The 13,929-nt window shown below is 46.6% G+C and carries 8 protein-coding genes; 7 read left to right on the top strand and 1 reads right to left on the bottom strand.

Annotated features, from left to right (window positions below):
• Window positions 1-103 precede the first annotated feature (103 nt).
• From ACN0TF_RS04845 to tilS, 5 genes are all read left to right on the top strand, one after another.
• Window positions 104-2,293: a M3 family metallopeptidase gene (locus ACN0TF_RS04845; protein ID WP_417440992.1), complete on the top strand. Its 2,190-nt coding sequence runs from the start codon at window positions 104-106 to the stop codon at window positions 2,291-2,293.
• Window positions 2,294-2,393: 100 nt separating this feature from the next.
• Window positions 2,394-3,689 carry an NAD(P)/FAD-dependent oxidoreductase gene (locus ACN0TF_RS04840; RefSeq protein WP_417440991.1) on the top strand — a complete coding sequence of 432 codons (1,296 nt, stop codon included), beginning with the start codon at window positions 2,394-2,396 and terminating at the stop codon, window positions 3,687-3,689.
• A gap of 78 nt (window positions 3,690-3,767) precedes the next feature.
• A complete protein-coding gene (gene dnaE / locus ACN0TF_RS04835; protein ID WP_417440990.1) occupies window positions 3,768-7,244 on the top strand; it encodes a DNA polymerase III subunit alpha in 3,477 nt (1,158 codons plus the stop codon).
• Window positions 7,245-7,259: 15 nt separating this feature from the next.
• Window positions 7,260-8,216, top strand: coding sequence for an acetyl-CoA carboxylase carboxyl transferase subunit alpha (gene accA / locus ACN0TF_RS04830; protein WP_110013816.1), 957 nt, complete (start codon window positions 7,260-7,262; stop codon window positions 8,214-8,216).
• Window positions 8,217-8,222: 6 nt separating this feature from the next.
• Window positions 8,223-9,569 carry a tRNA lysidine(34) synthetase TilS gene (tilS, locus tag ACN0TF_RS04825; RefSeq protein ID WP_417440989.1) on the top strand — a complete coding sequence of 449 codons (1,347 nt, stop codon included), beginning with the start codon at window positions 8,223-8,225 and terminating at the stop codon, window positions 9,567-9,569.
• Here the strand turns inward: tilS and ACN0TF_RS04820 are convergent.
• Window positions 9,535-10,440, bottom strand: coding sequence for a GGDEF domain-containing protein (locus ACN0TF_RS04820; protein WP_417440988.1), 906 nt, complete (start codon window positions 10,438-10,440; stop codon window positions 9,535-9,537). The genes tilS and ACN0TF_RS04820 overlap by 35 nt on opposite strands.
• 167 nt (window positions 10,441-10,607) lie before the next feature.
• Between ACN0TF_RS04820 and ACN0TF_RS04815 the strand changes: the two genes are divergently transcribed.
• Window positions 10,608-12,575 (top strand): cation:proton antiporter, encoded by a 1,968-nt coding sequence (locus ACN0TF_RS04815; RefSeq protein ID WP_417440987.1) that lies wholly within the window; start codon window positions 10,608-10,610, stop codon window positions 12,573-12,575.
• Between the two features lie 120 nt (window positions 12,576-12,695).
• Window positions 12,696-13,925, top strand: a complete 1,230-nt coding sequence (locus ACN0TF_RS04810; RefSeq protein WP_417440986.1) for an efflux RND transporter periplasmic adaptor subunit — start codon at window positions 12,696-12,698, stop codon at window positions 13,923-13,925.
• Window positions 13,926-13,929 lie beyond the last annotated feature (4 nt).

The raw sequence follows: 13,929 nt of genomic DNA, 5'->3' as shown, positions 1-13,929 counted from the left end.
AAGATCATGCTTTTTGCCGTTTAGCTCTTGAGCCTGAGGCTCCACAGGGATAGAGTATTGTCACCAAAATCATAATGACAAACATAGACAACGGGAGATACCCATGCGTAAAACTTTACTGGCTGTAGCTGTGGGCGCGGCAGTATCGTTGGGGGCTTGCAGCGATGCAAATGACTCATCAACAACTGAGAACAAAACTGCTTCAACTGAAACGTCTAAAGACAGCAGTCAACAAGCAACAGAAACTAACCCATTCTTCGAGGCCAGCTCTCTGCAATATCAGGCACCGGACTTTGATGCTATTGAGTTCAAACATTTTGAACCTGCATTTGAGCGCGGAATGAAAGAGCACATGGCTGAAATTGAAGCTATTGCAACGAATTCAGCAGAACCTACTTTTGAAAATACCATTGTTGAAATGGAAAAAGCTGGCGAAATTCTGGGGCGTGTAAGCTCTGTGTTCTATAACCTGTCTTCTTCTAACAGCAGCGATGAAATTCGTGAGTTACAGGGCAAGCTAGCCCCTGAGATGGCCTCTCACCGTGACAACATCATGCTGAACCCAGATCTGTTTGCGCGAGTTAAGAGCTTATTTGATAATCGCGACTCTTTAGATCTTGATTCTGAGTCTGAGCGTTTACTGGAAGACACTTACAAAGGCTTTGTTCGTGCCGGCGCAGAGCTGAACGACGAGCAGAAACAACAAATTCGTGATATCAACGAAGAGTTATCCAGTTTAACAACTGAATTCCAGAAAAGCTTAATGGCGCTGACTAACGAAAACGTCATCGTTGTTGATGATAAAGAACAACTGGCTGGACTTAGTGACAGTAAAATTGCGTCGTTAGCTAAAGCGGCAGAGAGCCGTGATATGGAAGGTAAGTACGCTATTACTCTGACTAACACAACTCGTCAGTCTATTTTGACCGATTTAGAAAACCGCGAACTGCGCCAGAAAATCTGGGAAACCTCAGCTAATCGTGGTTCAGGTAATACGGAAACTGATACACGTCCTATGGTTCAGCGTTTAACTAAGTTGCGCGCTGACAAAGCAAAACTGCTGGGCTTTGATAGCTGGGGTGACTATGTACTGGCAGACAACATGGCTGGTACGCCTGAAGCAGCGCAGTCTATGTTACGTGACTTAGTTCCCGCTGTGGTCAGCAACGTAGAAAAAGAAGCTGAAGAAGTTCAGGCAATGATTGAAGCTGAAGGTGAAGATTTTGAGCTCAAGCCATGGGACTGGTTCTACTATGCTGAAAAAGTACGCGAAGAAAAATACGCAATTGATGCTGATGAAGTAAAGCAGTACTTTGAGTTTAACCGCGTATTAGAAGACGGTGTTTTCTACGCAATGAATCAATTGTTTGGTATTACTTTTGAAGAGCGTAATGACATTCCGGTTTACCACGATGACGTAGTTGTTTATGAAGTGAAAGATGTTGATGGTTCAAGCCTTGGTTTGTTCTATGCTGACTACTTCACTCGTGACAGTAAGCGCGGCGGAGCCTGGATGAGCTCGTTCCGTACTCAGTCTGAGCTGATGAATCAGAAGCCGGTCATTTTGAACAACATGAACATCACCAAAGCGCCTGAAGGTGAACCAACCTTAATCAGCTTTGATGAAGTATCAACTATGTTCCATGAAATGGGCCATGCGCTGCACGGTATGTTCTCTGACGTAAAATATCCGTCGCAGGCGGGTACTTCTGTACCGCGTGACTATGTTGAGTTCCCTTCAACTTTCCAGGAAGACTGGACTCTGAACGAAAAAGTGATTGCCAAATACGCCAAACACTACGAAACCGGAGAACAAATTCCGGATGAGTTGCTGGAAAAAGTATTAGCAGCGCGTAACTTTAACCAGGGGTTCGATACGCTAGAGTATCTCTCTGCTGCGTTATTAGATCTGGAGTACCACACGATAGAGCCGGGAACAGAGATTGATGATGTTGCTGGTTTTGAGCAGGACGCGTTGGAGAAAAACGGTGTAGCGATTGAAGCTGTACCACCACGTTATCGTTCAACTTACTTTGCTCACGTATTTGCCGGCGGCTACTCAGCTGGTTACTACGCTTACATGTGGAGTGAAGTGCTAGCAGCCGATGCATTCAAGCATATGGGCAATAACGGTGGTTTGAGCCTTGAAAATGGCCAGGCTTTCCGTAAAGAAATTCTGTCAAAAGGCAGCAGTAAAGATCCTATGCAACAGTACATCGACTGGCGTGGTCAGGAACCGACTGTTGAAGCCTTGCTTGAGCGCCGCGGACTAACGGATCCTAGTATCGACTAAGTCATACTGAAATAATTACGACTGAACAGTCGTTATCTAAAGCCACTGGCGTTATCATCGTCAGTGGCTTTTTTATTATCTGCAAATAGGCGAGGCACAAATGCAAGAACGGATTGTAATAGTTGGTGGCGGTGCAGGCGGATTAGAATTGGCGACTATGCTGGGAAGGAAACTGGGTCGCAAGAAGAAAGCAAAGATAATACTAATTGACAGAAACAGTACTCACTTGTGGAAGCCGTTGTTGCACGAAGTTGCCTCAGGTGCTCTGGACTCGCGGCTTGCTGAACTGGATTATCGCGGACAAAGTGCCCGCGAGGGTTTTCAGTTTCTGGTTGGCACTTTAGAGGCTGTGAATAAAGACGAAAAGTCTATTCAATTGGCGGCAATAAAAGATGAGCAGGGTCATGAAGTGTTGGCACCGCGCAGTATTGAATACGATAGATTAATTCTTTCCATTGGTAGTGTTACCGCAGATTTTGGAACCCCCGGCGTTAGCGATCATTGCTATTTTCTGGACTCACTGCGTCAGGCGGATGAGTTCCATGAACATTTATTAAATGAGTTTTTACGGGTAAACCAGTCGATCGAAGACGGCGAAAATACGAAATTGTCGCTGGCTATTGTGGGCGGTGGGGCGACCGGAGTTGAACTGGCTGCTGAACTCATTCATTCGGTTTCATTGTTATCTATTTATGGTCTTTCTTTCCTTGATCAAAAACATTTTGAAGTTCGTTTGGTTGAAGCCGGTAAACGGTTATTGCCAGCGTTGCCTGAGCGTTTGTCTGCATCGGTAGAGAAGAAATTGAAATCGCTGGGTGTTGAAGTCATATTGGGTAACCCGGTTACTGAAGTAAAAGAAAATACCCTGGTGTTGTCTGAAGGAGAGAATATCAGTGCCAATTTAATGGTTTGGGCAGCTGGTGTCCGGGCTCCCGATTTTGTTAGCGAATGGGGTCTGAAAGTTCGCAAAAACAACCAAATTGAGGTAAATGAGTATCTCCAGTCGGTCTCTGACGAAAGCATTTATGCCATAGGTGATTGTGCTGGTTGCCGTATAGACGATGAACGTTGGGTACCACCAAGAGCTCAGTCAGCACATCAGATGGCTGAATGTTTATATCAGAATATTGTGCGTGAGTACCGCGACAAACCAGCAAAAGCCTTTAAATATAAAGACAGAGGCTCGCTCGTCTCACTGAGCCGTTTTTCGGCGGTGGGTAATTTGATGCAAAGTAAAAGTCTGTCAATGTCGCTCGAAGGTACTTTAGCGCGTTGGGCTTATGCCAGTTTATACCGCATGCACCAAAGAGCCTTACACGGCTGGTGGAAGATGTTTTTGTTGCTAATGGTGGACAAACTTAATCATGTTGTAAAACCGCGACTGAAGTTACACTGACGATATACTTCAGAGGCTGCTTAAGGCACAATAACGACCCTAAAATTATAATGAAAAAAGCCAGACTGTATCCGTAAAATGACTGCACCAAATTTTGTTCACTTAAGAGTTCATAGCGACTTTTCCATGATAGATGGACTGGCGAAAGTTGGTCCAATTTGTGAGGCTGTTGCTGAAGCAGGTATGCCTGCTTTAGCCATTACCGACCAAATGAACTTTTGTGGTCTGGTTCGCTACTATGGAAAGGCGCATCAGTTGGGCTTAAAGCCCTTAATAGGGTGCGATTTTTGGGTGCAGGCTGACTATCCTGAGTCTGAAATCTTCCGCCTGACCGCTCTGGCAATGGATAACGAAGGTTATCAGCAAATAACTCAGCTTATTTCAAAAGCCTATTTGCGGGGTAATATTAAAGGCAAGCCGGTTATCGACAAAGACTGGCTGAAGGAGCATAACGAGGGCATTATCTTATTGTCCGGAAGCCGTCAGGGCGATGTAGGGCAGGCTCTAATTAAAGGCCACGACAGCCAGTTAGATGCCGCCCTCGATTTCTACCAGCAATATTTTCCTGACCGCTATTACCTGGAACTGGTGCGCACCGGCCGACCTCAGGAAGAAACCTACTTACATAAAGCGGTGGCTTTAGCCGGAGAAACTGGCCTACCTGTTGTCGCGACTAATGAAGTGGTTTTTCTGAAAGAGGAAAACTTTGATGCTCACGAAATTCGTGTGGCTATTCACGATGGGTACCAGCTGGAAGACAAACGTCGGCCGAAAAAATATTCACCACAACAATATTTGCGCTCCAGCGAAGAAATGACAGAGTTGTTTTCTGACATTCCTGAAGCAATAGAAAATACTGTTGAAATAGCCAAGCGCTGTAATGTCACTGTGCGTTTGGGCGAATACTTCCTGCCTAAGTTTCCAACTGGTGATCTGACCACGGAAGAGTTCTTAGTTAAGGTTTCGGAAGAAGGGCTGGAAGAACGTTTAGAGTTTTTGTTTCCTGACGCGGAAGAGCGACAGCAAAAGCGTCCAGAGTACGATGAACGACTCAAGCGCGAGCTTGGCGTTATTAACGATATGGGCTTCCCTGGGTATTTCCTTATCGTTATGGAGTTCATTCAATGGAGTAAAGACAATGGGATACCCGTAGGCCCGGGACGGGGTTCAGGTGCCGGGTCTCTGGTGGCTTATGCGCTTAAAATAACGGATTTGGATCCGCTTGAGTTTGACTTACTTTTCGAGCGATTCCTTAACCCTGAACGGGTTTCCATGCCAGATTTTGATGTCGACTTCTGTATGGATCGTCGAGATGAAGTCATCGATCACGTTGCTGACCTATATGGTCGTGAAGCGGTTTCGCAAATTATTACCTTCGGTACCATGGCCGCTAAGGCTGCGATACGCGATGTCGGACGGGTATTGGCTCATCCCTATGGCTTTGTCGACCGAATTTCCAAGTTAATACCGGGCGATCCGGGAATGACTCTGGCCAAAGCCTTTGAAATTGAGCCTCAGCTTGGCGCAGCGTACGACGAGGATGAAGAAGTTAAAGCCATTATTGATATGGCTCGTATTCTTGAAGGCGTGACTCGTAATGCTGGTAAACACGCTGGTGGCGTGGTTATTTCTCCAACCAAAATAACCGACTTTTCGCCGCTGTATTGTGATGACGAAGGCAACAACCCGGTCACTCAGTTTGATAAAGACGATGTTGAGTCTGCAGGTCTGGTTAAGTTCGACTTTTTGGGTCTGAGAACGCTGACCATTATTCAGTGGGCGGTCGATATGGTGAACCGTCGGCATGCTCAGAGCGGTAAAGATCCGATTGATATTACGTCGATTGATTTAACTGATCCGGCGTGTTTTAAACTGTTGAAAAAAGCCGAAACAACGGCGGTGTTTCAGTTAGAGTCGCGTGGCATGAAAGAGCTGATTAAAAAGCTTTTGCCAGACTCTTTCGAAGACATTATCGCCTTGGTGGCGCTATTCCGGCCGGGGCCACTGCAGTCCGGCATGGTTGATAACTTTATTGACCGGAAGCATGGCAGGGAAGAAATTTCTTACCCCGATGCCGAGTATCAGCATGAGAGTTTGCAACCCATACTGGAGCCGACTTACGGTGTCATCCTCTACCAGGAACAGGTAATGCAAATTGCCCAGGTTCTTGCAGGCTACACTCTGGGTGGCGCAGATTTGTTACGCCGTGCAATGGGTAAGAAAAAACCCGAAGAAATGGCTAAGCAGCGAGAAATTTTTGCTAAGGGTGCGGCGCAAAATAATATCGACCCTGAACTGGCAACGAAAATCTTCGACTTGGTAGAGAAATTTGCCGGTTATGGATTTAACAAGTCGCACTCGGCTGCTTACGCTTTAGTTTCATACCAGACCTTATGGATGAAAACCCACTTTCCGGCAGAATTTATGGCTGCGGTGATGTCCGCCGATATGGATAACACCGACAAAATTGTCACTCTGGCGGACGAATGCGAACGCATGGGACTGGACTTGTTGCCGCCGGACGTAAACAAAGGCGAATATAAGTTTACCGTCGATGAACAGCAACGAGTGGTGTACGGTATAGGCGCAATAAAAGGTGTGGGTGAAGCGCCAATTGAGTCTATTATTAAAGCCCGGGAAGAAGGCGGGCCGTTCCGGGATTTATTCGACTTCTGTTGCCGGGTTGATCTGAAGCGAATGAATAAGCGCATTCTGCAGCGCTTAATTCGTGCTGGCGCAATGGACAACTTAGGACCTCACCGTGCTTCATTAATGGCGACGCTGGAAAAAGCCATTCGTCAGGCCGAACAGCATTTGAATGCGGAAAAAATTGGTCAGTCGGATATGTTTGGGGTGCTTACCACCGAACCTGAAGCGGTTGAACAGGAGTTTGTCAGCGTACGTAAATGGTCGGAAGCGGTCTGGTTGGAAGGAGAGCGCGATACCCTCGGTCTTTATTTGACTGGTCACCCCATTAACCGTTTTCGTGCAGAGCTCAAACATTACATTAATAGTACATTGTCCAATGTTACTCCTACCCGTAAAGATGAGAGTATTGCTATTGCCGGGCTGGTGATTGATGTGAGAGTACTGACCAATAAAAGAGGTCAGCGTTTTGCTATAGTGACTTTAGATGACAAAACAGCGCGCATGGATGTACGCTTATTTAGTAACGAATACGAAAGTTATCAGGAATTGCTCGAAAAAGACCGAATTTTGTGGATAAAAGGTGAGGTCAGATTTGATAACTTCAGTAATAGCAATACAATGACTGCCAGAGAAGTGATGGCAATTGAGCAGGCTCGGGAAACTTATCTCCGGCATTTAGCAATTACAGTAACGGATGAGCAGCTTGCTAAAGGTCTTGCCGGAAAACTGGAAAAGCTATTACAGCCCTTTGCTGAAGGGACTTGTCCGATAAAAATGCGGTATCAGTCGGAACGCGTTGAAGCCACGTTAAATGTTGGCGCACAATGGTATGTGAATCCGTCTGATGAATTAATATACGAATTACAGAATTTGCTGGGAACTCAGCAAGTTTCACTTGAATTTTAAAGGAAATGACAGCGAATGAGCCTTAATTTTCTGGATTTTGAACAACCTATTGCGGAACTTGAAGCGCAAATCGAGGAACTGAAGTCTGTTGGCAACCGCGGGCAACTGGATCTTAACTTAGAAGAGGAAGTGCAGCGACTGACCACCAAGAGTCAGGAACTGACAGAGAAAATCTTTTCTGATTTAGGTGCGTGGCAGGTTGCACAGCTGGCGCGTCATCCGTTGCGTCCTTACACGCTTGACTATATTCGCATGATATTCACCGAGTTTGACGAAATGGCGGGTGATCGCTCTTTTGCTAATGACGAGGCGATTGTTGGTGGTATTGCGCGTTTAGACGGCACTCCGGTTATGGTTATAGGCCAGCAAAAAGGCCGCGAAACCAAAGAGAAGATCCGTCGTAACTTTGGTATGCCAAAGCCGGAAGGTTATCGTAAGGCGCTACGCCTGATGCAAACCGCAGAACGGTTTAAAATGCCAATTGTTACCTTCATTGATACACCGGGTGCTTATCCGGGAATTGGTGCGGAAGAACGCGGTCAGAGTGAAGCCATTGCGCGCAACTTGAAAGTTATGGCTCGCTTAACTGTTCCTATCGTTTGCACTGTTATTGGAGAGGGTGGTTCTGGGGGTGCTCTGGCTATTGGTGTCGGTGACCGCGTTAACATGCTGCAATACAGTACGTACTCGGTTATTTCTCCGGAAGGTTGTGCTTCTATTTTGTGGAAAAGTGCCAGCAAAGCACCATTAGCAGCAGAAGCTATGGGTGTAACCGCAGCGCGGAGTAAAGAGTTGGGTCTGGTTGATTCTGTAATACCTGAGCCTTTAGGCGGCGCACACCGTCATCAGGAAGAAATGGCGGTACGCCTTAAGCGTCAGCTGATTGCTGATTTAGGAAGCTTACAGGGGTTAAGCCACGAGGAACTGCTGGATCAGCGTTATCGTAAACTCATGTCTTTTGGTTACTGCTAATTACCAATGATGAAAGATGGTCTCTACGACCTGTTTTGTGAAAGCTTAGAGTCTCTTGCATTAAAGCCGGGGCAGCAATTAGTTGCTGCCCTTGGTGGCGGGGCCGACTCGCAAACTATCCTCGATTTGCTCATGCGGTTTCGTCAGCAGAACCCTCAGTATCAGTATTTAGCCATTCATTTAGATCATAGCTTTCACGCCAATTCAGCTGACTGGTCATCGACTATTGAGCATGCTGCTAAGGCCTATGGTGTAAAAACAGTTTTTGAACCGCTTAATGTGCCCATAGAAAACCGCCAAAGCAAAGAGGCCGCCGGGCGTGAAAGCCGTTACCGGAGAATGGCCGAGCTGACCGACGATGATGCGGTATTGCTGTTAGGGCAACACCGCAATGACCAAATTGAAACCTTTTTTCTGCAATTAAAACGCGGCAGCGGGCCAAAAGGCTTATCCTCAATGGCCGCTATTCAGCCATGGGTGGACAACCGTCGTCTCTGCCGTCCTTTGCTTAGTGTGAGTAAAGAAGAAATTTTAAGCTATGCGCAGCGACACAAGCTAACCTGGATTGAAGACGATACAAACTACGATACCCGTATTGAGCGAAACTTTTTGCGGCATAAAGTGGTGCCGTTATTAGAACAGCGCTGGCCTCAGTTTGGGAATAGCGTGCTGAGGTCGGCAAAGCTTTGTGCCGAGCAACAGCAGGTGATGGATGAGTTGCTGCTGGAAAAGCTGGATAAAGCGCAGCAGTACAATAGTCACTTTCCTTTAAGTTTACTTAGTGATCAGTCTGCGGCTATGCAGCGAGCGTTATTGCGAACCTGGCTACAAAAACTAGAATATTCGTTGCCCAGTTACGAGCAACTGGAACAAATTCGGTTACAAGCTCAAAGCGCAACAGACGACAGCCAAATGCAGGTTCAGTGTGATGGCTACAGTGTGCGCTACTTTCAATACGCACTGTGGTGCGACAACAATGTCGGGCAATTACCTGAAGATTGTTGGTTAGCTGAGGCTAATGTTGATCTGGGTGAATGGGGTACATTAAGCGTGCCTGACGGACTGCTGGCGGATAATAGTGAGTTGAGATTAACCTTCTCGTTAACTACAGAAAAACTCGCAAAACCCGGACGTAAGGGACGCAAAAAGCTGAAAGACTGGCTGAAGCAGGCCGGAGTTCCGCCATGGTTAAGGGCCAGACGACCAATACTTGAGTTGAATGCTCAGTACGTGTGGGTAGCCGGACTTGGCTGGTTCAGCTACCAGGTTATTGAGAAAACAGAATTCGACAGTCTTCAGTTACCTGAGCCAAACTGGGTTAGCTCAGGTGTTGATTCTTGCCGGCTACTTTAGCGGCGTAAAGGCGTCTGTCGGCTTCATCAATAATATCCTGCGGGCTATGATAATTTTCCATAACCAGGCTACCGGCGCTAACGCCAATATTAAAAGTGGCAAGATTAATGTCGTTATTGAGCGCATCCCGAATACGGAGAAAAACGTCTTCTGCTTGTTCTGGCTTTGTGTTTTCCAGTATTAACACGAATTCATCACCACCGTAGCGAAATACCCTATCCGTATCGCGCAGTTGCTGTTGCAATAAATTGCCAAACAGCTTCAGTACTTCGTCGCCTTGTTGGTGTCCATGACGGTCGTTGACGTTTTTAAAGCCATCCATATCCAATAACATGACAATATGAGACTGTTTGTTATCGCGCTTTAAACGTGCACTGATGTGCTCAAGAGTTTCGTCCAGTAAGGCTCTGTTGCCAAGGCCGGTTAAATGGTCTCGTATCGCAACTTTTCTTAAGCGTGAAAACTCTATAGCGTTACGCAGAGGGAAAGTTAGCTGTCGGTGCATTTGTTCCAGGCGCACTTTATTAACATAGGATGGTTGACGTTTGAATTGGTAAACCATTTGTCCTAAGTATTCTTTATCGGCATAAAGCATTACCGAGTATTCGCTCTCAAGGCTTTCGTAGTCGCCAATCAAATTAATAATTTGGTCATCAGAGATAAATTGCAGAGCACTTACCGGTAGACGCTGAACCATGTATTCTGCGTAAATAGACAATACCTGATGCAAATCGAGAGATGTCTGCAACCGTTCAGTTAACGGAGTTGATTTACTTTGCAAGTCAGCCGATGAGGTTAATTGACTGATAATTGCCTGAGTTTTTTGCTCAGTTGCCTTACTCTCAGTTTTTGCTACAGCTCTGTTTAGCATGACAAACCTTTTTGCCTGAATTTGATAATTGAAAATTTATTTGCAAATATTAGGCCAAGAATAGAAAAGCTATATTTTACAAAACGTTATAAGAGCTAGTTTTTCTGAAACAAAAGAGTGTTACTATTTTGACACTCATAAAAACAAAGAAATCCAGGAGTTTATGAATGAACGGTACATTTTCCAGTCTTCTGCTTTTATTAGCGGTTGCCGTTATTCTTGTCTGGCTCTTCAGAAGGGTGAAATTGCCGGCAATTTTGGCTTACTTAGTTGCCGGTATTATTGCCGGGCCGGATGTTATGGGTTGGATAGCTGATCCTGATGATTATCATCTGGTAGCTGAGCTGGGTATTGTTTTGCTCCTGTTCTCACTGGGGCTTGAATTCTCCTTACCGAAGATGATCGCGATGCGGCGGTGGGTATTCGGGTTAGGTGCGGCTCAGGTTCTTGGTTCCTTGTTAATCTTTTTGCTTATCGGGTTTATCTGGCTGGATGAATGGGCTGCATCTCTGGCTATTGCTGGTGCGTTGGCACTGTCCTCTACCGCGGTTGTTATCAAGCAATTAAAAGAAAGCGCACAGACGTCAACTCGTCGCGGGCAGATGAGTGTCGCCATTTTGCTGTTTCAGGATATAGCGGTGGTACCACTGCTTATTATTATTCCTTTACTGGCCTCCGATAATGGCAACATTGGCTACACCTTATTATTGGCTCTGGCGAAGGGTGCCGCCGTTATTGCTGTGCTCATGACTATAGGCAAATGGGTCTTACCCTATTTATTCAAAGAAATAGCCAAGCAAAGAACCGATGAGCTGTTTGTTCTAGCGACACTTCTGGTCGCACTGGTTGCCGGTGGTATGACTCATGTTTTCGGTCTTTCTATGGCGTTAGGTGCTTTTTTAGCCGGAATGATGCTGGGGGAAAGCCAGTATAAACACCAGTTGGAAGCCGATATTCGCCCATTTCGCGATATTTTAATGGGCTTGTTCTTTACGACCATAGGCATGCAGCTTCAGCTCTATGGTTTCGTCCAGAATTTTCACTGGATACTGCTGGCTTTGATTGTAATGGCCGTTATTAAAATTGCTTTAATTAGCTCGGTAGCACGTTTTATGGGCGAGCGGGACGAAGATGCCTGGGGCAGTGGTATTTCGCTATTTCAAATGGGGGAGTTTGGCTTCGTTATCGTCGCGTTGGCAAGCAGTCATGGTCTACTGAGTAAAGAAATAGTCACCAGTATGATAGGTATTGGTGTATTGAGTATGGCGATAACGCCCATTGTGATTCATCGCCTGAAATCTTTGGTGAATCTGGTTGTTCGGCACCCAGATCCTCTAGTCGATATTGAGCAGCAGCGAACTTCAGGCAATGAAGGGCTGGAAAACCAGGTACTTATTTGCGGCTTTGGTCGGGTTGGCCAAACCATGAGTCGATTCTTAGACGCCGAGGGTATTACTCACATAGCTGTAGATAATGATCCCATGCGAGTTCAGGAAGCTGTTGCCGGTGGCGCTCGTGTCTACTTTGGTGACAGCGCCCGAAAAGACATCTTACGGGCGGTAGGAGCTGAGAGTGTCGATCTTATTATTATCAGTTTCGCCGACGACCTGCGCGCACTCGAAGTGCTAAAAGAGCTTCGTCAGTTAAACCCTGACGCTTACATTATTGTACGGAGTCGTGACGATATGAGGTTAACTCAGTTACAGGAAGCCGGGGCATCGCAAGTGGTGCCGGACACACTGGAGGCGAGTTTAATGCTGATTTCGCACGTGCTTAGCCGCAGCGGCATTCCAATACGCCGTATTCTTGCGCGGCTGGATAAAGAAAGACGTAACCATTACGGTGAAATGCATGGGTTTTTCCAGGGGGATGAAACTGAGATTACGCCGGAACTGGCTGATAAACTTGAGTTTTTGCGTGCTTTAACTTTACCGGAAGGCGCCTGGGCGACGGGTAAACGCATCGATGAATTAGACTGGGAGAAGCATCAGGTGCAACTGAAGGCTTTACGGCGTGACGACGAGGAAATTCCGGAGCCTGATAGCGATACCGAGTTACAACCGCAGGACGTGGTCTTGCTGGTGGGTAAACCGCGTTATGTTGAGGCCGCGGAACGTTGGCTACTTGAAGGCTGAAACAGTCAGTTACAACTTAGTGCCGGAATCACACAACTGGCAACAGTTAACGTCTAACATTTTACATTATTAACAGCAATAATAATGCTGTGAGTTAACCAATTATGAGAACAATAAAAAATGAAATTTAAAAAACGAGCCTTTATTCCGCCGTTAATTATTGTTGGAGCTATCGTTTTATCGATACTTGCAAGCATGTCTGCGGAGCCGCCAAAACAGAAAGATACAAGTAAACCCGCTGCGATGGTTGAAATTCTGGAAGTGAGCCCTCGTGACATGACCTTTATCGTTGATTCTCAGGGAACGGTAAAACCAAAGCACTCAACCACACTGGTTGCAGAAGTGACCGGACAGATTGTCGACGTTGCTGAGAATTACCATGCCGGTGGGTTCTTCAAAAAAGGCGATATGCTGGTTCAGGTTGATCCGTCTGACTATGAGGTTGCAGCTCAGCAGGCCCGGGCTAACTTGTTACAGGCCCAGTCCGAGTTAGAACAAGAGAAAGCGCGTGCCCGAGTTGCTGAAGAAGAATGGTCGGCATTTAAAGAAGGAAATGCACCCGAACTGGGCTTACGCAAACCGCAACTGGCCAGTGCCATTGCGGCGGTAGAGTCAGCCGAAGCTAACGTCGCCAAAGCAGAGCGCGATTTAGAGCGGACCACCATAAAAGCCCCATACGACAGCGTACTTCGCAGTAAAGAAGCTAACCTGGGACAGTTTGTGTCAACGGGCAGCCAAATCGCCCTGGTTTTCGATACCCGTACCGCAGAAGTCCGGTTGCCATTAAGTGACCTTGATATGACTTATATTCTTGATCCGGCCGTTGCTGAAGAAGCGCCTCGAGTGCAGTTAGAGTCAATGGTTTCCGGGGAGTCGGCAACCTGGCAGGGACGTCTGGTTCGTACAGAAGGCGTTTTAGATGAAAACAGCCGGGTTATCTATGGTGTCGTAGAAGTCTCTGACCCATATAACCTGGGTGAAGAGACACATCCAATACCTTTGCGCTATGGACGTTTCGTTCAGGCTAAAGTTGAGGGCACTGCGGCTCAGGGAGTTATTGAAGTTCCTACCTATGCGCTGAATCCTGATGGGTCTGTCTGGATTGTTCCTGAGAGTCGCGAGCTGGAAAAACGTGATGTTGAGGTTGTGCGAACTCAGGGGAATACAAGCCTTATCAGCTCCGGACTGGAAAGTGGAGATAAAGTGGTGCTGACGCAGCTGAAAAACGCGTTACCGGGTATGAAGGTGCGTTTGCCCGGCGATCCACTGCCGGAGCAAATGGAAACAACGGCCAAAACGGATGAAGACGGCGATAAAGAAGCCGAAGACTCTGAAAATGTAGGCGGGTAAACAT

Source organism: Idiomarina sp. (genome assembly GCF_048265525.1).
In the GTDB taxonomy this organism is placed as follows: domain Bacteria; phylum Pseudomonadota; class Gammaproteobacteria; order Enterobacterales; family Alteromonadaceae; genus Idiomarina.
This window is presented reverse-complemented; position numbering and strand designations above follow the sequence as displayed.

Coding starts and splice junctions, on each gene's coding strand:
- ACN0TF_RS04840 (WP_417440991.1), top strand. CDS start 2,394: ATGCAAGAACGGATTGTAATAGTTGGTGGCGGTGCAGGCGGATTAGAA.
- ACN0TF_RS04845 (WP_417440992.1), top strand. CDS start 104: ATGCGTAAAACTTTACTGGCTGTAGCTGTGGGCGCGGCAGTATCGTTG.
- dnaE (WP_417440990.1), top strand. CDS start 3,768: ATGACTGCACCAAATTTTGTTCACTTAAGAGTTCATAGCGACTTTTCC.
- tilS (WP_417440989.1), top strand. CDS start 8,223: ATGATGAAAGATGGTCTCTACGACCTGTTTTGTGAAAGCTTAGAGTCT.
- ACN0TF_RS04815 (WP_417440987.1), top strand. CDS start 10,608: ATGAACGGTACATTTTCCAGTCTTCTGCTTTTATTAGCGGTTGCCGTT.
- ACN0TF_RS04810 (WP_417440986.1), top strand. CDS start 12,696: ATGAAATTTAAAAAACGAGCCTTTATTCCGCCGTTAATTATTGTTGGA.
- accA (WP_110013816.1), top strand. CDS start 7,260: ATGAGCCTTAATTTTCTGGATTTTGAACAACCTATTGCGGAACTTGAA.
- ACN0TF_RS04820 (WP_417440988.1), bottom strand. CDS start 10,440: ATGCTAAACAGAGCTGTAGCAAAAACTGAGAGTAAGGCAACTGAGCAA.